The organism is Janthinobacterium sp. GW822-FHT07H11 (genome assembly GCF_058798615.1).
Genome location: NZ_CM179507.1, coordinates 2,649,790 through 2,672,451, shown reverse-complemented (window position 1 = coordinate 2,672,451; position 22,662 = coordinate 2,649,790). Strand labels below are relative to the sequence as shown.

Below are 22,662 nucleotides of genomic sequence, written 5' to 3'. Positions count from 1 at the left end.
AGGAATCCCCATGTTGCGTGGCCGCCTGCCATTGTCGATTTCCGCCGCGGCCGCACTGACCTTTGCCTGCGGTCTGAGCATCACGGCCGTGCTGTTCGCGGCGATCAGCCAGCTCGAGTACGACAAGATGAGCCTGAGCCTGCAACAGCGCGCAGGCGCCCGCGTGGCCGCCATCGAGCAGGGGCTCGACGACGCGGTGGAAGTGCTGACCACGACAAACCAGCTGTTTGCCGCCATCGTGCCCGTCACGCGGGAACAGTTCCACGACTTCACCACGCCGCTGCTGCAGCGCCACCCGTTCATCCAGGCCTTCAATTTCCACCGCCTCGTGCCGCATGCGCAGCGCGCCGCCTTCGAGGCCGAACTGCGGCGCATCATGCCCGACTACGCCATGACGGAAATGCGCGACGGCACCATCCATCCCGTGGCCGAGCACGCGACCTACCTGATCGTCGACTACCTTGAGCCGCTGCAGGGCAACCAGCCCGCCTTTGGCCTGAACGTGCGTCCCGACGGCTTGCTGGCCGGCGCGCTCGAGCAGTCGCTGATCAGCGGCCAGACCACCGCCACCGGCCTGCTGGCACTGGCGCAAGGGCCGCAGCGGGGCTTCGTCATCCTGCGCCCCGTGTACCGCCAGGGCATGCCGCTGCACACGGTGCGGCAGCGCCGCGCGGCGCTGATCGGCGACACGGCGGCGGTCATCCGCGCGGGCGAACTGGTGCAGAAGATCCTCGCCGGCGCCGACCTGCTGGCCGATCCGCAGCTGGAAATCAGCGTCTATGCGGATGCGGGCGCCGATCCCGCGCAGCGCATCTTCCAGCATGGCCAGGTAGCGGCCGACACCTCGGACAAGGGCTGGCAATCGCTGCCCCGCTGGCTGCATTTCGCCTACCACAGCCGCTATGACAGCGCCTTCCTGGCCGCCGGCCGCCCCTGGCACGTGCGCGTGACCGCCCATCCGCGCCCCTTCCTGGCCGACCACCTGGGCTCGCTGTTCACCGTCATCGCGGGATTGCTGTTCAGCTTGCTGACGGCCGCCTTCGTGCAATCGCTGACGCAGCGCTCGCGCCGGGTGCAGCTGCTGGTCGAGCAGCGCACCGCCGACCTCAAGCGCAGCAATGAACTGCTGAGCGCCGACGTGCGTGCGCGCCAGCGCACGGAACGGGCACTGCAGGAAAGCGAAAAGCGTTTCCGCCGCCTGCTGGCGCTATCCTCGGACTGGTACTGGGAACAGGATGCGAACTTCTGCTTCACGCACATCACCAGCGGCTTCACGGACAAGTCGAACATGCCGCTGGAACGCTTCATCGGCATGACGCGCTGGGACAACAACCCGGAAATGCGCAATTCACGCTGGGGCAAGCAGCATATCGCCAACCTGGAAGCCCACCTGCCCTTCTTCAACCTCGAATATGCGATGCACGACCGCAATGGGCAGCTGCGCTGGTTCAGCATCAATGGCGAGCCGCTGTTCAATGAGCTGGGCGAATTCCACGGCTACCGGGGCACGGGCTCGGAAATCACCGAGCGCAAGCTGGCCGAGCAGCAGATCCAGCATATCGCCCACCACGACGTGCTGACGGGCTTGCCCAACCGCGCCCTGCTGCGCGACCGCCTGGCGCAGGCGATGGCGCTGGCGCGCCGCAAGGGACGCGCGTTGTGGGTGCTGTTGATCGACCTGGACCGCTTCAAATTCGTCAACGACAGCCTCGGCCACAAGGCCGGCGACTTGCTGCTCAAGACCATCGCCGCGCGCCTGCAGGCCAGCCTGCGCGAAAGCGACACCGTGGCGCGCCTGTCCGGCGACGAATTCGTCGCCATCCTGTGCGAACAGGCGGACGAAGTGCTCAGCAATGCCATCGTGCAGCGCATCATGGATGCCGTGGCCCAGCCGGTCGTCCTCGATGGCAAGGAATTTTTCGTCACCTGCAGCATCGGCGTGGCCGTCTACGACCTCTCGCGCTACGACGCGCCCGGCGACGTCACGCTCAATGGCGAGACGCAAAACCTGATCGAGCAGGCCGATATCGCCATGTATTGCGCCAAGAAGCAGGGCCGCAACAACATCAAGTTCTATACCTCGGCCATGAACCAGGCCACGCTGGAGCGCCTGCGCATCGAGACGGCGCTGCGCAATGCGCTCGAACGCGAGCAGTTCGTGCTGCATTACCAGCCACAGCTGGACCTGGCCAGCGGGCGCATCGTCGGCGTGGAAGCGCTGCTGCGCTGGCAGCACCCGGAGCTGGGCATGGTGGCGCCGAACCGCTTCATCGCGCTGGCCGAGGATACGGGCCTGATCGTGCCGATCGGCGCCTGGGTCATGCGCCAGGCCTGCGCGCAGATGCAGGCCTGGCATGCGGCGGGGCTGGGCACGCTGCGCCTGGCCGTCAACCTGTCGGCGCGCCAGTTCAACGAGCCGAACCTGGTCGCCTCGATCGACGAGGTGCTGCTTGAAACGGGCCTGGCGCCCGCCTGCCTCGAGCTGGAACTGACGGAAAGCCTGTTCATGCACGACGTGGCGCTGGCCGTCAGCCAGTTGCACGACATGAAGGCGCTGGGGGTGCAGCTGTCGATCGACGATTTTGGCACCGGCTATTCGAGCTTTGCCTACCTGCGCACCTTCCCCATCGACGTGCTGAAGATCGACCGCAGCTTCGTCAACGACGTGGCGCGCGACGCCGACGATGCGGCCATCGTCGTTTCCATCATCGCGCTGGCGCACAATCTGAAACTGCGCGTGGTGGCCGAAGGCGTGGAAACGGCGGAACAGCTGGACTACCTGCGCCAGCACGGCTGCGACGAGGCGCAGGGCTTTTATTTCAGCCGGCCGCTGCCCGCGCACGAGGTGGAACAGCTGCTGAGAGCCGAGACGATCGCGCTGGCCTAGGCGGGCAAGCGCCGTGACCCGGGCAAAAATAATCCCCAGCAAGTGGGGATTATTGGGCACAACGGGATAGCCGCTTATTTCTCGATGAGATTGTCCGGCAAGGCGTAGGCAATGATGTAGTCGCCCACGTCAGGCGAATGGCTCGTGCCGCCCGCGGAAATGACCACGTACTGCTTGCCGCTGGCCGGCGACTTGTAGATTAGCGGAGCGGCCACGGCGCCCACCGGCAGGCGCGCCTTCCAGACTTCCTTGCCCGTGGCCGAATCGAGCGCACGCAAATAGTAATCCTGCGTGCCGGCGAAGAACACCAGACCGGACGCCGTCGACGTCGGGCCTCCGAGGGTGGGCATGCCCAGCGGGATCGGCAAGTGCGTCTTGATGCCCAGCGGGCCCGTATCCTTGACCGTGCCCAGCGGTACCTGCCACACCAGTTTCTGTGTATTCAGGTCAATGGCGCTCATGCTGCCGAACGGCGGCTTGTTGCACGGTACGCCCAGCGGCGACTGCATGATATCGATTTTGATGCCGCCATAGATGCCGGCCACTTGCGGACGGATGGTCCCCATGAAGCCGGGCACCTCGTCGGTCGAGACCTTGAATTTCTTCGTATTTTCCTGCGTCACCAGCGACATGCGCAGCGGCATGCGCATGTCGTTGACGAACATCATGCCCGTGTTTTCATCGATGGACATGCCGCCCCAGTTCATGCCGCCCAACAGGCTGGGCCATTCGATATACGGCTTTTCGCTCGGCGGCGTAAACGGTCCCACATAGACGGAATCCTTGAACAGGATGCGGCAGTACAGCTGGTCGAAGGTGCTCACGCCCCACATGGATTTTTCCGTCAGGGGCTCGGCGCCGATGACGGGCATGCCGACCGAGTACGGTTGCGTCGGCGACAGATGCTCGCCATGGGCGGCCGGCGCGGTCGGCACGGCGCGCTCCTGCACTTCCGTGAAGGGCTTGCCGGTGCGGCGGTCCAGCACGAAGATATGGCCCGTCTTGGTGGTCTGGATCAGCACCGGCGTTTTCTCGCCCCGGGCATTCTTCATGTCATACAGCACGGGCTGCGACGGCAGGTCGAAGTCCCACACATCGTGGTGCACCATCTGGTAGACCCATTTGGCCTTGCCGGTCGAGGCATCGACGGCCACGATGGCCGAGCCGAATTTTTCCTTGACCGCGTTGCGGTCGCCGCCCCAGTAGTCGGGCGGGCCGTTGCCGGTAGGCAGGTACAGCAGGTTCAAGGCCTTGTCATAGGTCGGCACGGTCCACACGTTCGGCGTATCGAGCGCGAACTGGTGCGCCGGCGCCGTGGTATCGGCGCTCTCCGGCGCGCCCACGTCCCAGGCCCACACCAGCTTGCCGGTCAGCACGTCGAATGCGCGCACGGCGCCGGACGGCTCGCCGGCCACGATATCGCGCACCCAGCCGCCGACCACCGTCAGGTGGCCCATGACGACGGGCAGCGAGGTGGGGTGATAGCGCTTGCTGTTTTCCGTCGGTCCCATGCCTTTCTTCAGGTCGACATAGCCCTTGTCGCCAAAGTCCGAACACAGGGCGCCCGTATGCGCATCGAGCGCGAACAAACGCGCATCGACGGACGAGACCAGGATGCGCTGGCGGCATTGCTGCTGCGCGCCATACGACGCCTTGACGGCCGCGCCCAGGCTGCTGTCCTTGTCGATGTCGTGATAGCCGACGCCACGGCACGTCACGTGCTCCGCGCTCCGGGCATGCGGATCGAATTTCCACAGCGGCTTGCCCGTGTCGCCATCGAGGGCCGTCACCAGGTTTTCCGGCGTGCACGAATACAGCACATTACCGATTTGCAACGGGGTGTTTTCATCGACGCCGGCGCCGGCGCCGGTGGTGCGGCGGCCGGTCCTGTAGGTCCAGGCCACTTGCAGGTCCTTGACGTTGCCCGGCGTGATCTGCGTATAGGGGGCGAAGCGGGTGCCCGAGGCATCGCGGCCAAAGAATTCCCAGTTCTCGGGCGCGCCGTCCGGCGCGGCGGAGCGGTCCGCCGTGGCGGCAGTGGCGGAAGGATCGAAGATCACGCCATGCGGGAAAAACGCGGCGACCAGGGTGGCGGCCAGGGCCGCGAACAGGCCCAGGCCGCACCAGTTCGCCAAGCGGCGCTGGCCCCGGGAGCTGCCCGGCAAGGCCGCGCCCACCCACAGGCTGCACATCAGGATCACGGCCGGCACGACGACGCGCGGCAGCAGTTCCCAGTAGCTGAACTGGCCAACCTCGTACAAGGCCCAGGCACAGGTGGCCAGGAAGATGGCGACGGACAGCGGCGCGCCGCTGCGCTTTTTCAAGAAGAGGAGGATGGCCAGTGCCAGATAGGCGAAACCGGCGATCAGGTAGTAGCTCGATCCGCCCAGCCCCACCAGCTTGCCGCCGCCATATAGCAAGGCCAGCGCCACGATGGCAACGACAAGGGAGAAGACTATTCTGCCGAGATCCGCTGCTGAAAATTTCCCTGGTGTTGAATGAAGATCATTCATCATTTTATGTTGTACTCCGTTAGTCTATACGCAGCCATCCGAGCCATGTGCGGCAGGCTCAAGGTGACAAGAGAGATAACGGCAGTGCCGGCATGATCGAATGTTTTTGTGGGATCAGCGGATCAAGGTGGCGCTTGGGGCGGCGCCTGGGTCCAGGAGAAAGAGCACAAAAAAACGGCTCGGGGTCGGGGAGTCGCTCATCATTTTGATCAGCACCACCGTCATGCGCACCAGCGCCGTCGCCGCTGCGCCGGCGCACCAGCGCGTCGACCATCGGCACGGCATGCAGCACGCCGTCCGGCATCATCGCGGCCAGGTCGATGCATGCGCTTTGCGTAAGATGCCAGGCGACGGGGACATGCCCCCGCACGGCCTGGCGCAAATGCGTGCGTCGATTTCAGGATCCGATGAATACTGTACGAATGAACACTATACTCTTGAACTATTCATTTGTATTTACGTAGTACTACGGGAAATGCGGCTGGCGCCGCCAGCCTTGCCCCAAGTTCGAGCTCGTCCCAGTCGTCGTCCAGGCCGGACTGCGCCAGCAGGGAAGCCACGTCCGTGGCGCGGGCCCAGTCGAAAGGCTGCCCCGGATGCGGCCACACGAAATCGCATTCCGAGCAGACGATCACCTGTTGCCCCGTCTTGCGGACCGTGGCGCGCAGCAGGTCGCCGTACTCGTCGCAGGAGGGACATTGCATGCCGGTCTCCTGCATGCTCAGGGCCTACAGCTTGTGCTGCAGGAATTCGAGGAAGCAGCTGATGCGCTGCGCCAGCTGCGTATTGCGGTAATACACGGCGTGGATCTGCTGGCGGTAGCCCGTGTAGAACGGCTGCAGCACCTGCACCAGGCGGCCGGCCGCGATGTCGTCCTTCGTCATGAAGTCGGACAGGCAGACGATGCCCTGGTCATGCAACGCCAGTTGGCGCAGGGTTTCGCCGCTGGAAGCGGCCAGCGCAGGCACGATCTGCAGGCTGTTGCCCGCTTCGTGGCGCAGCGGCCAGTGATTGCCCAGTTCATATTGCGCAAAACCCAGCAGCGCATGGCCGGACAGCGCTTCCGGCGTGTCGGGTACGCCGTGGCGCGCCAGGTAGGCGGGCGTGGCCAGCACGTGCAGCGGGCTGGCAGTCAGCGGGCGCGCATGCAGGGTCGAGTCGACCAGGGCGCCGATGCGGATGGCGATGTCGGTACGGTGCTCGAGCAGGTCGGCGATCTGGTCGTTGCTGGTCAGCTCCAGGCGGATGTCCGGATACATGGCGCGAAACTCGGCCACGTGCGGCACCACGCAATGGAGCATGAAGGGCGAGGCGGCGTCCACGCACAGGCGCCCGGCCGGCTTCTGGCGGCGGATGCGGATCGACTCTTCCACGTCCTCCATCGAGGCGAGGATGGCGCGCGCCTTGTCCAGGAACAGCTGGCCCTCTTCCGTCAGCTCCATGCGCCGCGTGGTGCGCGTCAGCAGCGAGGTGGCCAGCTTGTCTTCCAGGCGCGACAGGGCGCGGCTGACGCCCGAGGTGGTTTGTCCCAGGTGCACGGCGGCCGCGCTCAGGGTGCCGCTGTCGATGACGGTGACGAAAATTTTCAGATCGTCCGAATTGATATCCATTGTTGCCTTTTTTTCACATATCCCGCCATTATAATGGAATTGCGGCAACAGTGAGGGCAAGGGACTAGGTCAGGCAACGTAGAACAAAATGGCGATGAAATGGCAGCTGCTGCCGGCCAGCACGAACAAATGCCAGATGCCGTGGCCGTGGCGCAGCTTGTGGTCGGTGGCGTAAAAGACGATGCCGCCCGTGTAGCACAGCCCGCCCGCCACCAGCCACAGGAAGCCGTTCCATGCGAGCGCCGCCAGCAGCGGCTTGATGCCGATGACGACCAGCCAGCCCATGGCCACGTAAATCACCAGCGACAGGATGCGCGCGCCTTTCGCGTACACATATTCCTGCACGATGCCAAGCAGCGCCAGTCCCCAGACGACGCCGAACAGCGACCAGCCCCATGGCCCGCGCAGGGTCACCAGCATGAACGGCGTGTAGGTGCCCGCGATGAGCAGATAGATGGCGCAATGGTCAAGCCGCTGCAGCACGGCCTTGGCCTTGCCGCGCACGCTGTGATACAGGGTGGAGGTGAGGTAGAGCGTGAGCAGCATGGCCGCATACACGCTGCAGCTGACGATCTTCCACGGGTCGCCCGTGCGGGCCGCCGCGACGATCAGGATGACGCCGCCGATGGCCGCCAGCGCGGCGCCCACCGTATGGGAAATGCTGTTGAAGCGTTCGCCGTGATACATGCTTAAGCCGAGCGTATCGAGACGCCGCAAAATTCCGGGGTCAGACCCGACGGGTCCGACCCCAGTTCTTGCTTTGGGGTTGCAATCAAGCTTCTTCCGCTTTCTTGCGCGCGGGACGGCGCGCCGGCGTCTTGCGCGGCGCCTTGGCCGGCTTGTCTTCCGCCACGACGGCCACTTCCACCGGCGCCGCCTCGACGACAGGCGCCGCTTCCACCACGGCGTCGACCGCCTTCTTGGCCGGCTTCTTCGCCGCAGCCGCCTTGCGGGCAGGCGTGCGCGGCTTGGCCTTCGGCTTCGCGTCGGCCACCACCTCGGCGACGGCCTCGCTCACCGGCTCGGGCACCGGGACTGCTTCGGCAACCGGCGCCGGCGCGACGTCGGCGGCATCGGCCACGACGCGCGCCTCGCGCCCACCATCGCCATTCTTGCGTCCGCCCCGGCCATTACGGCGCGAACCGCGCTTGGCGCCGCCTTCCGCGCTGGCGTCTTCGCCCGGCGCCTCGACCGGCTGGGCCACTTCCAGCCCTCCTTCCGGCTGCGGCGCTTGCGCATACTCCTGCGCATACTGGTCGACGATGACGACGGATGCCTCGGCATCGGCCACGGGCACGAAGGCCTGGGGCGCCGCTTCGCCGCGGCGATGCTCGTTCTGCTTGCGTCCGCCACGGCCATTGCGGCGCGAATCGCGGCGGCTGCCGCTGTCGCGGCCACCGTCTTCGGTCGTCGCGGCGGCGTCGGCATCGCCGGCCGCTTCCATGTTCGCCGGCACGGCATCCGGGGCAGGCACGGCCGCCAGGCCGCTGCTGCGATAGACATACGCGCCCGACTTTTCATCGCGGCCAAATTCCAGCAAGCCGCGCGTCTGCGCTTCTTCCAGCAGGTTGCCGAAGGTGCGGAAACCGTAATACGATTCGCTGAAATCGGGCTTGCGGCGCTTGATCGCTTCCTTCAGCATCGAGGCCCATATCTTGCCGCTGTCGCCGCGCTCGGAAACCAGCGCATCGAAGGTGGCAACGGCCATCTCGATCGCTTCCGTCTTGCGCGACTCGTATTTTTCCTTGCGGCGCACTTCCTCGTCGGGCGAGCGCTTGGCGGCAGCAGCCGGGCTTTCGCGCGCATCGCGCTTGGCGGCCGTGCGGCGGCTTTCGCGCACCAGGTCATCGTAGAAAATGAATTCGTCGCAGTTCGCCACCAGCAGGTCGGAAGTCGACTGCTTGACGCCCACGCCGATCACCTGCTTGGCGTTTTCGCGCAGTTTCGACACCAGCGGCGAAAAGTCGGAATCGCCGCTGATGATGACGAAGGTGTTGACGTGGGCCTTGGTGTAGCACAGGTCCAGGGCATCGACCACCAGGCGGATGTCGGCCGAATTCTTGCCGGACTGGCGCACGTGCGGGATTTCGATCAGTTCGAAGTTCGCCTCATGCATGGTGCCCTTGAAACTTTTATAACGGTCCCAGTCGCAATATGCCTTCTTGACAACAATGCTGCCCTTCAGCAGCAAGCGTTCGAGGATGGGCTTGATATCGAATTTTTCGTAATTTGCATCTCGCACGCCGAGCGCGACGTTCTCGAAGTCGCAAAACACGGCCATGCTGAGGTTTTCTGGGGATGACGCCATAAGGGTGAATTCTCGCTGATGATAAGGGCGGACGGGAAGCGCAACGCCTCCCTTTTCCCCTAGTATATTCGCCCGCCCCCCGTTTCGGCGACAACTATCGTGCGCGCCCGCCTAATCCGCACCGCCGGCGGCACCGGCGCTGACGCTGCTGCCCGCCCCTGGCCACACCACGTTGGCATCGACCGAGTACAAGCGACAGGGTTTGCTGCTGCGCTGCTGGCACGATGCCAGCGCGCGGACATCGGGGCTTTCGCCTTCCTCGGCCCAGCCCCAGGCACCGCTTTCGGAGAGCGCAAACGCGCGCGGCGAGAGCTTGCCGAGGAAATCGCGGTAGGCGGCGCGGCCCTGCGCGGCCAGGTAGGGCACGGCGGCGATATCGTCCTGCAGCGCGAAATGCGTTTCGGGCGGGGACGGCGGATCGATCACCGCATAAACCTGCCGCACCGGCATGTCCACGCTGCGCAGGAAACGTTCGGTGGCCGGCAGCCAGGTGCCCACGCCGTCGCGGCTGCCCAGGGTCAGGTGGGCATCGCGCTTGAACGCGCCATACGCATGCAGCTGGGCCCTGCCGCCCGAGCCGGTAAACGAGCGGTACAGGCGCTGCGCCAGCGCCGGGCCGAAATAGGAGTCGTTGGCGCCATACAGCCACAGGCTGGGGATGCGGTTGTAGGCGCCCAGGGTGGCAAAGGCCTTGGCCAGCGCGGCTTGCCAGTCGCAGCCCGGCGCATCGACGCGCAGGCCGCCGGCGAAATTGAGCACGCCGCGCACGCCGGGCAGCGCCCGGGTGGCCAGCGCCAGCGCCGCCATGCCGCCATACGACTGGCCCGCCACGATGATGCGCGCGGGATCGACCCAGTTCTGGCGCCGCGCATAGGCCAGCGCATCGAGCACGTCGCGCGCCTGGCCCCGGGCATTGGCCAGCATGTCGCAGCCGAAATCGCGGTAAATCCCCGTGGACTGGGCAAATCCCGTGCGCATGGGCAACATCACGGCATAACCGCGGCGCACGAACTCGGCCGCCATATAAATGAAGCGTTCGCGCCCCTGCCGCCTGGCCGGACCACCCTGCTTGCCGTGGTTCATCAGCAACAGCGGAAACGGACCGGGGCCGCCGGGCCGGAAAACCGTCGTCTCCAGCGCCTCGCGCATGCCGTCGCCGGCCGGCACCATGATGATCTGCTCGTTCAGGCGCGTGTCGAGCGGCAGTGGCGCGGCAACAGACTGCGCCGACGAACCGGGGGACCAGAGGCAAGCCAGCAGGCAAGCGAACAACGGCGCGGACAGGCGAGAAATAAGCAACTCCCGGAGGCGGCAAACAATGCGATCCAGGCAGTCTAGGCAGCCATGCCAGCGATGACAATATTAAAATATTACGACAGATAACTATTTTTCGAGAAATGAACGGCATGGAAATCCATTGCCGCAGCGCAAGTCATTACTGCCTTGCGCCAAGCACAACTCCCGCCAACTGGAGTAAACTGGCAGTATTCTCAAGGAGTTGCCATGTCCATATCCGCCCTTGCCACCGGCACGTCGGGACTGACCGCCAACCAGCGCGCGCTGGACGTGGCCGCCAACAATGTCGCCAATGCCAACACGCCGGCCTTCCAGCCGCAGTCGGCGAATTTCCAGGAAAGCAGCCCGGCCGGCACGGGCGTGACGCTGTCGGTCGAGGGGCGCAAGCTGGCCGCCGGCGAAAGCGTCAGCGGCGCGAATGCGACTGCGGCCAAGGCGGCAGAAAGCCGGCCGAATGGCGTGGGCCTGGCGTCCGAGCTGACCGATAACCTGGTCTACAAGGCCGGCTTCAATTTGTCGGCGAATGTCGTCAAGGCCGCCGACCAGGCGCTGGGCAGCCTGATCGACGTCAAGACCTGAACGCCGCGACTATCTACACGGTAGCCTGGGAAGCGAGCGCCAGCGGCGCCAGCGCCGGCTGGATCAGCGCCAGCAGCCGTTCGGCCGGAATGCCGTCGCGCGCCTGCACCGACAGGCCGTGCAGCAGCGCCGCATAATAGTCGCCCAGCGCCTGCACATCGGCGTCCCCTCTTAATTCCCCCGCCAGCTGCGCCGCACGCAGGCGCTCGATGAGAGCCTGCGTGCGCGCGCGCCGGTGCTGCGCCAGCCAGTCGGCGATGCCCGCGTTGTCCGCGCTCGTATTCGTGGCGGCCGTCACCACCATGCAGCCTTGCGGCTGGCCGCTGCGCGTGTACAGCAGCACGGCTTCTTCCAGCATGCGCGCCACCGCATCGCGCACATTCAGGCTGGCCGCCAGCGCGTGCACGGCAAAGGCGCCCTCGCCCGTTTCATACAGCTCCACGGCTTCGCGGAACAGCTGCTCCTTCGAGCCGAACGCCGCATAGATGCGCGCCGAGGCGATGCCCAGCGCCGCCACCAGGTCCGCCATCGATACGCCTTCGTAGCCGCGCGTCCAGAACGCGTCGCGCGCTTTTGCCAGCGCCTGCGCGCGGTCGAATTCCCTCGGTCTTCCTGCCATCTTGATCCTCTGCTTGCGAACTGGCGGCCAGTATAACGCCTGGCGCGCACGGCGCGTTCGCCATTTATTTCGCATCACGGGCTTGACCGCGCCAAGAATTTCACCTATTCTTTGTCGATCGACAAACAATAGGAGCCGATATGAAAACCATCCAAGGACCAAGCCTGCACCTGGCACAATTCGCCGCCGACACGGCGCCCTTCAACACCCTGCCCGCCATCGCCGAGTGGGCGGCCGGCATGGGCTTCAAGGCCCTGCAGATTCCCGCCTGGGATGCGCGCCTGTTCGACGTGGCGCAGGCTGCCCACAGCCAGCAATACTGCGACGAGCTCGTGGCCATGCTGGCCGGCCATGGCCTCGTCATCAGCGAACTGACGACGCACATCCTCGGCCAGCTGGTGGCCGTGCACCCGGCCTACGACGCGCTGTGCGACAGCTTCGCCCCGGCACACCTGCACGGCCAGCCGGCGGCGCGCACCGAGTGGGCCATCGAACAGGTCAAGCTGGCGGCCATGGCATCGAAACGCCTGGGCCTGACCGACATGGGCACGTTCTCCGGCTCGTTCGCCTGGCCCTACCTGTTCCCGTTCCCGCAGCGCCCGCCCGGCCTGATCGAAGCGGCCTTCGACGAACTGGCGCGCCGCTGGCTGCCCATCCTCGACGTATGCGAGGAACAGGGCGTCAACCTGTGCTATGAAATCCACCCGAGCGAAGACCTGCACGACGGCATCAGCTTCGAGATGTTCTACGAGCGCGTGGGCCGCCACCCGCGCTGCAAGATGCTGTTCGACCCCAGCCACTTCGTGCTGCAGCAGCTGAACTACCTGGAATTCATCGATATCTACAAGGACCACATCCGCATGTTCCATGTGAAGGATGCCGAATTCAATCCGACGGGACGGCAAGGCATCTACGGCGGCTACCAGTCGTGGGAAAACCGCGCCGGGCGCTTCCGCTCGCTGGGCGACGGCCAGGTCGATTTCAAGGCGATTTTTTCGAAGATGGCGCAGAACGACTACGCGGGCTGGGCCACCTTGGAATGGGAATGCTGCCTGAAAGACCAGGAGGTGGGCGCGCGCGAAGGCGTGGCCTTCATCAACGCCCACATCATCCCCGTGACTGACAAGATCTTCGACGACTTCGCCGGCGCCCCCGTCAGCGCGCAACAGATCAACACCCTGCTCGGCATCGAGCATCACTAAACAAGGAAACCCAATGAACGATTTTAGCCACGAATATACACATGATTACGTCCGCATCGACGGCGAGCGCCTGCATTGCGTCATCGCCGGTCCCGCCAACGGCAAGCCCGTGCTCTTGATTCCCGGCTGGCCGCAAACCTGGTATGCATGGCGCCACGTGATGGCGGCGCTGGCCGCCAACGGCTATCAGGCGATCGCCATCGACCCGCCGGGCAGCGGCCACTCGAGCCGCCCGGCCGGCGGCTACGACACGGGCGCCGTGGCGGCCACCCTGCACCGCGCCATGCTGGCCCTGGGCCACGCGCAGTACGACGTCGTCGGCCACGACATCGGCATGTGGGTCGGCTATGCGCTGGCCAGCGATTTCCCGCAGGCCGTGACGAAACTGGCGCTGACGGAAGCCGTGATTCCCGGTCTGGCGCCGGCGCCGCCGATTTTTGTCGCGCCGTCCGACAACATCTTCCTGTGGCACTTCATGTTCAACCAGGTGCTGGATTTGCCGGAAATGCTCACGGCAGGCAAGGAGCGCGAATACATCCGCTTCATTTTCGACCGCTGGTCGTACCGCCGCGACAAGGTGGCCGTCGACGTGTATGCGGACGCCTACGCCACGCCGGGCGCCCTGCGCGCCGGTTTCGCCTACTACCGCGCCATCCCAGAAACCATCCGGCAGAACCTGGAGCGGGCAAAACGCAGCCTGGCCATGCCCGTGCTGGCCATCGGCGCCGACCACGCGACGAATGACGCGCCGCTGCTGACCATGCAGGGCAAGGCGGAAAATTTGAAAGGCGCCATCGTCGCCGAATGCGGCCACTTCATCATGGAAGAACAGCCGCAAGCGTTCATCGCCCATTTGCTGCCCTTCCTGGCCGGAGAGCCCGCATGAGCCTCGACCCGCTGATCGCCGCCTGGCTGGAAAATACAAAGGATGCGCCGCCGCCCGCGACGCTGGCGGACCTGCGCGCGGCCACGGAAACGGGGCTGCGCCAGTTGCACGGTCCCCTGGAGGATGTCGCGTCCGTCACCGACTACGTGCTGCCCGGCGAGCATGCGCTGAGCGTGCGCGCCTACGTGCCGGCCGGCGCCGATTCCGGCCAGCCCCTGCCGGCCATCGTCTTCGCGCATGGCGGCGGATGGTGCCTGTGCTCGCTGGACCTGTACGACAACCCGTGCCGCGCGCTGGCCAATGCCACCGGCTGCGTGATCTTTTCCGTCGACTACCGGCTGGCGCCGGAGCACAAGTTTCCCGTGCCGCTGAACGACTTTTACCGGGCCTTGTGCTGGGTCGCCGAGCATGCGGCGGCGCTCGGCATCGATGCGCGGCGGCTCGCCGTGGGCGGCGACAGCGCGGGTGGCAATCTGGCCGCGGCAGCGGCCCTGATGGCGCGCGACCAGGCCGGACCCGCGCTGGCGCACCAGCTGCTGCTGTACCCGGCCCTCGATTTCGCCTTCGATACGGCTTCCTACCAGCGCTATGCGGATGGCCATTCGCTGACCCGGGAGGCGATGCGCTTTTGCTGGTCAGCCTACCTGAACGAGCCGGCCGACGGTGGCAATCCTTATGCGGCGCCCCTGCGGGCGGCCTCGCTGAAGGACTTGCCGCCGGCGACGGTGCTGGTGTGCGAGTACGATCCGCTGCATGACGAAGGCGAAGCCTATGCGCGGTATTTGCGCGACGACGGCGTGGCGGCGCAATGCGTGCAGCTCGACGGCATGATCCATGCGTCGATGCACATGCCGGGCCTGACGCCAGCGGCGCGCGGTCTGTTCGACGTGGCGGGCAAGGCCATGCGGCAAGCGCTGGCGGCATAAAAAAACGCGCCGGGGATGGCTCCACGGCGCGTTTTTCCCCACCAGCGTCTCGTTACTCCACCAGCTTGCGCACCTCGATGCCGTTCAGCCACTTCACATGGCGCGGCCCCGTGCGGATATCCTTGGCCGAGATCAGCGCGATTTCACCATCGTTGTCGTCGAGCGCCTTGCCGTTCTTCTCGTAGTAGACGATCACGCCCTCGCCGGCCGGCGCGTTATACAGCTCGCCCCAGGAAAACACCACCGCATAGCCATCGGTGGCCGTGGCGATGATGGCGAGCTTCTTGACGTCGTTGTGGCCCGGCGCATCGAGCGCCGCCTTGTCGAGGATGTCGCGCAGGCGCACGCCCTTGTAGCTGGTGATGGTTTCTGCCTTGTCGCCATTGTGGCGCGTGACGGCAATCTCTCCGCCATTCGCGGGCGGCAGTTGGCGCAGGTCGGCCACCTTCAGGGTCAACGGCGTTTCCACCATGCCCGTCACGGCGAGCGCATGGCTCATGTTGTCGCGCGCGGGCGCCGGAGCGGCCGACCACGCGGGCACCGCCGCCAGCAGCGCCACCGAGGTAAAACCAGCCAATATTTTCTTCAACATGCTGTGTCCTTTCATGACAGTGATAAATCAGAACTGATACTGCGCATTGGCCAGCCAGGTGCGGCCCGCGCCGGGAAAACCATCGGACAGCGCATAATTGCGGTCACCCAGGTTCGCCACGCCCGCTTCCAGGGTCAATGCCGGCAAGGGGCGGTACACGGCCTTCAGGTTCAGCGTCGTAAAACCACCGAGTTCCAGGGTGTTCGAGACCCAGCGCCCGCTGTTCGATTCCGCGATGGCCACCACGTCGACCTGGCGCGCCGCGTGCAGCACGGCGTGCGCCGTCAGCTTGTGGCGCGGCACGTCCGTCAGGCGGATGGCGCGGTCGCTGACATTTTTCATGTCGGTATACGTGTAGTTGGCGCCGACATCGAGCCAGGCGCCCGCGCGTGCGCGCAAGCCCAGTTCCACGCCGCTGATGTGCGCCCTGCCCGCGTTCTGCATCTGCGAGCGCACGCCCGCCACATTCGCCACGCTCTGGATCTTGTCCTTCACGTCGCTGTAGAACAACGCCGCTTCCAGGCTGGCGCCCCTTACGTTTCCTTGATACCCGAGCTCGTAATTGAGCGCCTGTTCGGCGCGCAAGGCCGGGTTTTCGACATACGTGCCCAGGCGCTGCGAGTAGCGGTCCTTCAGGGTCGGCAGGCGCGACTTGCGCGCCACGGTGGCGTACACACGCGATGCAAGACCGGTCTTGTAGAACAGGCCTGCCTGCAGGTCGGTGGCCGACTGATTATCGGGCAAGGTATACGCATTGCCGGCGCTGTAGACCGTATCCGGGCGCAGCGCATTGCGCGAGGCGCCCAGCGACAGCTGCGTCGCGGCGTTCAGGGCGATGCTGTCTTCCGCGCCCAGGGTCCACAGCGCGTCCTTGTACCAGGTGGTGCGCACGCCCTTGGCATCGAGTTCCTGGTGTTCGTCGGCCTTGTAGCTGGCGACAAGGCGCAGGCTGTGCGCGGCCAGGCGGAACGATTCGAGTTCCACCGCGCCGCCGTTCGTGCGGTCGTTGTAGATGCTGCGCCCGCCGCTGACGCTGCCCTGGCCGCTGGTTTTCAGGGTCGTGTAGCTGCCGTTGGTGAATGAGGTGATTTCATTGTCGTAGCTGTCGTGGTACAAGCGCAGTTTCAGCCGCTCGGCTTCTCCCAGACGCGTATGGGAGACGAAATACACGCTTTCCTTGTTCCAGTACGGCCATTGCCAATAGCGCGCGCCAACGGGATTGGTCGATGGCGGCTGGCCCTTTTCACCATGCTGCTTGTAGTAGCTGAGCGCATATTCATCGCCAGCATGCGCGCCGCCGGGCGTCAGGCCCACCTTGAACGACAATTTATGGTCCTTGCGGTAGGAATTGTTGCGCGTGCCGCCATCTTCCGTGGCCGTCGGACGGAAGTCGGACGACATGGGGAAGCCGTCGCTGTCGATGTAGGACACGCCCGCCTGCAGATACCACAGGCCCTGGTTGGTGCCCACGTTGGCCGACATCTGACGCTCGCTGCCCGAGCCGAAGCCGACGGATGCGTCACCCTCCATCGGCGCGGACGGTTTGCGCGAGACCAGGTTGATGGCGCCCCCCAGGGTATTGGCGCCGTAGGCCACGGAGCTGTAGCCCTTGGCCACCTGGATGGCGGCCAGGTCGGCCGTCGTAAAGCGGTTGAAATCGACATAACCGTCGTACGGCACGTAGACGGGGATGCCGTCGATGTACAGCGGCACCTGGCGCGCATCGAAGCCGCGGATGGCGACGGTTTTCTCGTTGCGCGAATTGGTCGACAGCGACACGCCCGACAGCAAATTGAGGGCATCTCCCACGTTGTCGCGGTTAAAGCGGCGCATCTCGGCGCGGTTCACTTGCGAGCCCACCTGCTGTTCCACCTGGCCTGTTTGCTCGCGCTGGCCGATCACCGTCACGGTCCCCAGCACGAACGGCGCCGCCGCCACGTCATCGTTGCCCGCCATTTGCTGCGCCTGCGCCATCTGCGCCAATGCGAGCATCACCGCGCCCGCCATTACCTGTTTCAACATCGTCATTCTTTCATCTCTCGTTATATATCGTCTTATATAGCGATATGCAAAAAAGTACAAAAAAGCGGCCGCGCATGCGCCAGCCGTCACCCAACAGCGCAATATACAGATGTATATAGCGATGCTCAAGCGACAAGGCCAGAAGCGCGCGCACGGGTCAATTTTCCCGCTCTTTTTCATGCAGCGCAGCATTTCGCTGTGCGAACGAATGTTTCACAAAACGGTTGACATGCGGAATGACGCTAGGCAAACTGGTTTCCAGGGAACCAGAAAATGAATGCAAATATGACAAATATGCAGACCGCGGCAGATCCGGAAATCATCGTCTTCAGCGATGACGAGGAAGGCAAGGACCGCCAGTTCGTCAACGCGCTGGCGCGCGGCCTGGAAGTACTGCGCTGCTTTCGTCCCGGTGAAGTCTTCCTGTCGAACGCGGACATGGCCAAGCGCACGGCCATCCCGAAGCCGACGATCTCCCGCCTCACCTACACCCTGACCAAGCTCGGTTACCTCAACTACTCGGACAGCCTGGGCAAGTACCAGCTGGGCGCCGGCGTGCTGGCCCTCGGCTACCGCATGCTGTCGAACCTCGACGTGCGCAAGATGGCGCGCCCGCTGATGGAGGAACTGGCCGAACATGCGCAGGCCTCCGTGTCGCTGGGCACGCGCGACCGTCTCAGCATGGTCTACGTGGAAACCTGCCGCAGCAGCGCCAACGTCACCCTGCGCCTCGACGTCGGCTCGCGCATACCGCTGATGACGACGGCCATGGGCAAGGCCCTGCTGTGCATCCTGCCGCAGGCCGAGCGCGACTACCTGATGGACCATGCGCGCCTGCACGAGACGCAGCGCTGGCCGCGCATCAAGGCCGGCATCGAGCAAGGCTTCAAGGACTACCAGGACCGGGGCTTTTGCATCTCGGCCGGCGAATGGCAGAACGACGTGCATGCCGTGGGCGTGCCCATGCTGGGTGCCGACGGCGAACAGGTGATGGCCTTCAATTGCGGCGGCCCCGCCTTTTTGCTGTCGCGCGAAAAGCTCGAAGCGGACCTGGGACCGCGCCTGGCCGCCCTGGTCAAGACAGTGGAAAAAAACCTGGGACGCGGTTAGACTGCGCGCCCGCCTCTCAATGACAGATCAAATCAAAGCGCCGAGGAACCCGATGATACGCGACGAAGAAACCCTGAACATCCTGCTCGACAGCATCGCCCGCTTCGTGCGCGAAGTGCTGGTGCCGAACGAGGCGCTGGTGGCCGAAACGGACACGATCCCGCCCGCCATCGTGGCGCAGATGCGCGAACTGGGCCTGTTCGGCCTGTCCATCCCGGAAGCCTACGGCGGCCTGGAACTGAGCATGGAAGAGGAAGTGCGCGTCGCCTTTGAAATTGCCCGCACCTCGCCGGCCTTCCGCTCGCTGATCGGCACGAACAACGGCATCGGCTCGCAAGGCATCGTCATCGACGGCACGGAAGCGCAAAAACAATACTATCTGCCCAAGCTGGCGGCGGGCGACATCATCGGCTCCTTCGCGCTGACGGAAGCGGGATCGGGGTCCGATGCCGCCTCGCTGCGCACGACGGCCGTGCGCGATGGCGATTTTTACATCCTCAACGGCAGCAAGCGCTATATCACCAACGCCCCCGAGGCGAGCATCTTTACCGTCATGGCGCGCACGGACCCCGTCAAGCGCGGCGCCTCGGCCATCTCCGCCTTCATCGTGGAAAAAGATACGCCAGGCCTCTCGCTGGGCAAAATCGATAAGAAGATGGGCCAGCAAGGCGCGCATACCTGCGACGTCATCTTCGAGAACTGCCGCGTGCCGGCGGCAAACATCATCGGCGGCAAGGAAGGCGTGGGTTTTAAAACAGCCATGAAAGTGCTCGACAAGGGCCGGCTGCACATCGCCGCCGTCTGCGTGGGCGCGGCCGAACGCATGCTGGCCGACGCCCTGGCCTACGCCATGGAGCGCCAGCAGTTCGGCCAGCCCATCGCGGAATTCCAGCTGATCCAGGCCATGCTGGCCGACAGCAAGGCCGAAATTTATGCCGCGCGCAGCATGGTGCTCGACGCCGCGCGCCGGCGCGACAACAAGGAAGACATCTCGACGGAAGCGTCGTGCTGCAAGCTGTTCGCCTCCGAAATGTGCGGCAGAGTCGCTGACCGCTCCGTGCAGATCCACGGCGGCGCCGGCTACATCAGCGAATACGCGGCCGAACGCTTCTACCGCGACGTGCGCCTGTTCCGCATCTACGAAGGCACCACGCAGATCCAGCAGATCGTCATCGCCCGCAACATGATCAAGGCAGCGCAAAAGTGAAGGAGGCCGCGATGGACATTCCCGCCCTGCTGGCCCACTTGCCGGCGCGCCTGTCGGCCATCCCCATCTATTGGGCGGCGCGCGCGCCCGACGCGCCCGCGCTGCATGAAGGTGGGCGCAGCTGGACCTATGCGCAGCTGCAGCATGGCGTGGAAAGCGCCGCGCAGCTGCTGCGCGAGCTGGACGTGCGCGCCGGCGACCGCCTGATGGTGGTGGGCGAGAACTGCGCGCTGCAGGTGGCGCTGATCTTTGCTTGCGCCAGCATCGACGCCTGGATCGTCAACGTCAATGCGCGGCTGTCGGCGCGCGAGATCGACACCATCGCCGCCCACTCCGGCGCGCGGCGCATGCTGTTCCTGGCCGGCGCCTCGCCGGAGGCGGCAGCGCATGCGGCGCGTCTGGGCGCGGCCAGCGCCACGGTCGATGGCATGGGCGAGCTGCTGGCCGGCGACTTGAACGAGGCGGCCATCGCGCAAGACACGGTGCCCGGCAACGAACAGGTGGCCGCGCTGATCTACACGACGGGCACGACGGGCCAGTCGAAGGGCGTGATGCTCACGCACCGCAACCTGCTGTTCATCGCCGCCGTCTCCAGCACCCTGCGCGGCTTGAGCAGCACCGACCGCGCCTACGGCGTGCTGCCGATTTCGCACGTGTACGGCCTGGCCTCGGTGGCCCTGGGCACCCTGTATGCGGGCGCCGCGCTGTACCTGGTGCCACGCTTCTCCGTCGACGGCCTGCTGTCGGCCCTGAAGGATGACGGCTTGACCATCGTGCAGGGCGTGCCCGCCATGTACGCCAAGCTGCTGCAAACCCTGGGCGGCCCGGACACGCCGCTGCCCACGCGGCTGCGCTTTGCGTATGCGGGCGGCTCGCCGCTGGCGCCGTCGCTCAAGCGCGACGTGGAAAAGCTGCTGGGCACCGCGCTGCACAATGGCTACGGCATGACGGAAAGCGCCCCCACCATCAGCCAGACGCGCCTGGAAGCGCCGCGCCAGGACGATTCCGTCGGCATGCCAATCCCCGGCGTGGACGTGCGCGTGGTCAGCCTCGATGGCCTTGACGTGGCGCCGGGCGAGGCGGGAGAACTGTGGATACGCGGGCCGAACGTCATGGCCGGCTACTACCGCGAACCGGCCATGACGGCGGCCGCCATGCGCGACGGCGGCTGGCTCAATACGGGCGACATGGCGCGCCAGGAGCCTGACGGCGCGCTGTTCATCGTCGGCCGCACCAAGGAACTGATCATCCGCTCCGGCTTCAATGTCTATCCGCTGGAAGTGGAAACGGCCCTGAACGCCCACGCTTCCGTGGTGCAGTCGGCCGTGGTCGGGCGCAGCCTGGCCGATGGCAACGAGGACGTCATCGCCTACGTGGAAATCGACCAGCGCCGGCCTGCCACGGTGGAAGAGCTGCAAGCCTGGCTGGCGCAGACCCTGTCACCGTACAAGTGTCCGTCCGCGATCATCGTCATGGAAGCGCTGCCGGCCGCCGCCACGGGCAAGATTTTAAAGGGGCAGCTGCGGCAGATGGCACAGAACTAGTAGTCAATTCGACATTGCACCTGCTTTCAAGAGACCCGACAATAAAACCCAGGCGGGTACCTTGCCGGCGCCGATCCTGGCGCCGGCAAACCGAGTCACATCACCGGAGGAGACACGATGAAACGCACATACACACGCATCGCCATGGCAGCGCTGGTTGCCGGCGCCTGGCTGTCGCACGCCAGCGCCGACGAATTCCTGGTCGGCGCGGAAATCCCGCTGACGGGCAACCTGGCGCGGGTCGGCGCAGGCATGCAGGAAGGGATCATGGTCGCGGCCGAGGTCTTCAACAAGACCAACGGCAAGCACAAGGTCAAGATCGTCACCGTCGACGACGAATCGGCGCCCGCCAAGGCCATCGCCGCCGTGGAAAAGCTGGCCAGCCAGGGCGTGGTGGCCATCACGGGCGGCTATGGCTCGAACAATATCTCGCCCGCCTCGGACACGGCCAACAAGCTGGGCCTCGTCTACATCACCTCGGGCGGCGTGGACGACAGCCTGGTGGCCAGCGGGCGCAAGAATTTCTTCCGCATCAATAACACGGCCGGCTACGAAAAAGCCATGCTGGGACTGCTTGCCGACGTGGGTGCCAAGTCCGTCTCCATCGTGTATTCGACCAAGGATGCCACCACGGGCCTGGCCAAGGACGTGGAAAAGGCCCTGGCCGCCAAGGGCGTGAAGGTGACGACGCACTCGTTCGACCCGGCCATTACCGACTTCAAGCCCATCATCAACAAGATCAAGCTGCAGGATAAATCGGAAGTGGTGGCCATGGTCGGCTATGAAAACGATTACGTCGGCATCATCCGCGCCGCCCGCGTGCTGAAACCGAAGATCAAGGCCATGGTGGGCGTGTGGTCGCTGGCCACCCCGAAGATGGCGGCCGACTTCCCCGAGCTGATGCCGAACGTCTTCGGCACGGCCCTGCTGCCCTTCCCGACCGAATTCAAGACGGCCGACGGCAAGGCCTTCAGCGACGCCTACAAGCAGCTGTACAAGAAGGAACCGGACTACCTGGGCCAGTTCGGCTATGTGCAGTCGATGCTGCTGTTCGAGGCGATCGCGCGCGCGGCCGACAAGGGCACGATAAAAAAGGGCGGCGTGGCCGAGGAAATGCGCAAGACGGACCGCGAAACGCTGATCGGCCGGGTGCAGTTCGCCGCCAATGGCGACAACCAGAACTTCGTGCACCGCATGGCCCAGCACCAGGACAAGAAGGTGGTGATCGTCTGGCCGAAGGAACACGCGACGGGCAAGCTGGCCTATCCTGCCCTGCCCTGGTAGGCAGCCTCCCGCTGCACACGCGCGCGCCCGCCGGGCGTGCACCGATGAACGGCGGTCCTGGTGCCTCTTCGCGATGC

General features: G+C 65.2%; 19 protein-coding genes. 9 read left to right on the top strand and 10 right to left on the bottom strand.

Annotated features, from left to right (window positions below):
* Positions 1 to 10 precede the first annotated feature (10 nt).
* Entirely contained in the window at positions 11 to 2,887 is a 2,877-nt protein-coding gene (locus AC3RCJ_RS11985; RefSeq protein WP_492960224.1) for a bifunctional diguanylate cyclase/phosphodiesterase, read from the top strand.
* A gap of 74 nt (positions 2,888 to 2,961) precedes the next feature.
* Here AC3RCJ_RS11985 and AC3RCJ_RS11980 read toward each other — a convergent pair whose 3' ends face one another.
* From AC3RCJ_RS11980 to AC3RCJ_RS11950, 7 genes are all read right to left on the bottom strand, one after another.
* Positions 2,962 to 5,403, bottom strand: a complete 2,442-nt coding sequence (locus AC3RCJ_RS11980) for a membrane-bound PQQ-dependent dehydrogenase, glucose/quinate/shikimate family (RefSeq protein WP_492960222.1) — start codon at positions 5,401 to 5,403, stop codon at positions 2,962 to 2,964.
* A 55-nt stretch (positions 5,404 to 5,458) separates the two neighbouring features.
* Entirely contained in the window at positions 5,459 to 5,782 is a 324-nt protein-coding gene (locus tag AC3RCJ_RS11975) for a hypothetical protein (protein WP_492960220.1), read from the bottom strand.
* 64 nt (positions 5,783 to 5,846) lie between these two features.
* Positions 5,847 to 6,104, bottom strand: a complete 258-nt coding sequence (locus AC3RCJ_RS11970) for a hypothetical protein (RefSeq protein WP_492960219.1) — start codon at positions 6,102 to 6,104, stop codon at positions 5,847 to 5,849.
* 24 nt (positions 6,105 to 6,128) lie between these two features.
* Entirely contained in the window at positions 6,129 to 7,010 is an 882-nt protein-coding gene (locus AC3RCJ_RS11965; protein WP_492960217.1) for a LysR substrate-binding domain-containing protein, read from the bottom strand.
* 69 nt (positions 7,011 to 7,079) lie between these two features.
* The gene (gene trhA, locus AC3RCJ_RS11960) at positions 7,080 to 7,697 is read right to left on the bottom strand and encodes a PAQR family membrane homeostasis protein TrhA (protein ID WP_492960215.1); all 618 of its coding nucleotides are present in this window, start codon (positions 7,695 to 7,697) and stop codon (positions 7,080 to 7,082) included.
* 85 nt (positions 7,698 to 7,782) lie between these two features.
* Positions 7,783 to 9,318, bottom strand: coding sequence for an NYN domain-containing protein (locus tag AC3RCJ_RS11955; protein WP_492960213.1), 1,536 nt, complete (start codon positions 9,316 to 9,318; stop codon positions 7,783 to 7,785).
* Between the two features lie 111 nt (positions 9,319 to 9,429).
* Positions 9,430 to 10,617 carry a dienelactone hydrolase family protein gene (locus AC3RCJ_RS11950; protein ID WP_492960211.1) on the bottom strand — a complete coding sequence of 396 codons (1,188 nt, stop codon included), beginning with the start codon at positions 10,615 to 10,617 and terminating at the stop codon, positions 9,430 to 9,432.
* A gap of 204 nt (positions 10,618 to 10,821) precedes the next feature.
* Here AC3RCJ_RS11950 and AC3RCJ_RS11945 point away from each other — a divergent pair, with 204 nt between their 5' ends.
* Positions 10,822 to 11,193, top strand: a complete 372-nt coding sequence (locus AC3RCJ_RS11945) for a flagellar basal body protein (RefSeq protein WP_492960209.1) — start codon at positions 10,822 to 10,824, stop codon at positions 11,191 to 11,193.
* 13 nt (positions 11,194 to 11,206) lie between these two features.
* Here the strand turns inward: AC3RCJ_RS11945 and AC3RCJ_RS11940 are convergent, their stop codons facing one another.
* Complete coding sequence (locus AC3RCJ_RS11940; protein WP_492960207.1) at positions 11,207 to 11,812, bottom strand: TetR/AcrR family transcriptional regulator; 606 nt, start codon at positions 11,810 to 11,812, stop codon at positions 11,207 to 11,209.
* Positions 11,813 to 11,952: 140 nt separating this feature from the next.
* Here AC3RCJ_RS11940 and AC3RCJ_RS11935 point away from each other — a divergent pair, with 140 nt between their 5' ends.
* The 3 genes from AC3RCJ_RS11935 to AC3RCJ_RS11925 are packed head-to-tail and all read left to right on the top strand — an operon-like array spanning position 11,953 to position 14,826.
* Positions 11,953 to 13,014, top strand: coding sequence for a sugar phosphate isomerase/epimerase family protein (locus tag AC3RCJ_RS11935; RefSeq protein WP_492960206.1), 1,062 nt, complete (start codon positions 11,953 to 11,955; stop codon positions 13,012 to 13,014).
* A 13-nt stretch (positions 13,015 to 13,027) separates the two neighbouring features.
* Positions 13,028 to 13,900, top strand: a complete 873-nt coding sequence (locus AC3RCJ_RS11930; RefSeq protein ID WP_492960204.1) for an alpha/beta fold hydrolase — start codon at positions 13,028 to 13,030, stop codon at positions 13,898 to 13,900.
* On the top strand, positions 13,897 to 14,826 hold the full coding sequence (locus tag AC3RCJ_RS11925) for an alpha/beta hydrolase (RefSeq protein ID WP_492960202.1): 930 nt from the start codon (positions 13,897 to 13,899) through the stop codon (positions 14,824 to 14,826). Before AC3RCJ_RS11930 ends, AC3RCJ_RS11925 begins: the two co-directional genes overlap by 4 nt.
* 52 nt (positions 14,827 to 14,878) lie before the next feature.
* Here the strand turns inward: AC3RCJ_RS11925 and AC3RCJ_RS11920 are convergent, their stop codons facing one another.
* Both AC3RCJ_RS11920 and AC3RCJ_RS11915 read right to left on the bottom strand, forming a co-directional pair.
* A complete protein-coding gene (locus AC3RCJ_RS11920) occupies positions 14,879 to 15,418 on the bottom strand; it encodes a molybdopterin-dependent oxidoreductase (protein WP_492960200.1) in 540 nt (179 codons plus the stop codon).
* Positions 15,419 to 15,445: 27 nt separating this feature from the next.
* A complete protein-coding gene (locus AC3RCJ_RS11915) occupies positions 15,446 to 17,446 on the bottom strand; it encodes a TonB-dependent receptor plug domain-containing protein (RefSeq protein ID WP_492965582.1) in 2,001 nt (666 codons plus the stop codon).
* Between the two features lie 279 nt (positions 17,447 to 17,725).
* On the opposite strand from AC3RCJ_RS11915, the gene AC3RCJ_RS11910 reads away from it, so the two are divergent.
* The 4 genes from AC3RCJ_RS11910 to AC3RCJ_RS11895 all read left to right on the top strand — a co-directional run bounded on the left by AC3RCJ_RS11910 (position 17,726) and on the right by AC3RCJ_RS11895 (position 22,585).
* The gene (locus AC3RCJ_RS11910) at positions 17,726 to 18,550 is read left to right on the top strand and encodes an IclR family transcriptional regulator (RefSeq protein ID WP_492960196.1); all 825 of its coding nucleotides are present in this window, start codon (positions 17,726 to 17,728) and stop codon (positions 18,548 to 18,550) included.
* A 52-nt stretch (positions 18,551 to 18,602) separates the two neighbouring features.
* The gene (locus AC3RCJ_RS11905) at positions 18,603 to 19,757 is read left to right on the top strand and encodes an acyl-CoA dehydrogenase family protein (protein ID WP_176388302.1); all 1,155 of its coding nucleotides are present in this window, start codon (positions 18,603 to 18,605) and stop codon (positions 19,755 to 19,757) included.
* Positions 19,758 to 19,768: 11 nt separating this feature from the next.
* Positions 19,769 to 21,301 carry a class I adenylate-forming enzyme family protein gene (locus AC3RCJ_RS11900; protein ID WP_492960194.1) on the top strand — a complete coding sequence of 511 codons (1,533 nt, stop codon included), beginning with the start codon at positions 19,769 to 19,771 and terminating at the stop codon, positions 21,299 to 21,301.
* Between the two features lie 117 nt (positions 21,302 to 21,418).
* A complete protein-coding gene (locus AC3RCJ_RS11895) occupies positions 21,419 to 22,585 on the top strand; it encodes an ABC transporter substrate-binding protein (protein WP_492960192.1) in 1,167 nt (388 codons plus the stop codon).
* The last annotated feature ends 77 nt before the right edge of the window (positions 22,586 to 22,662 follow it).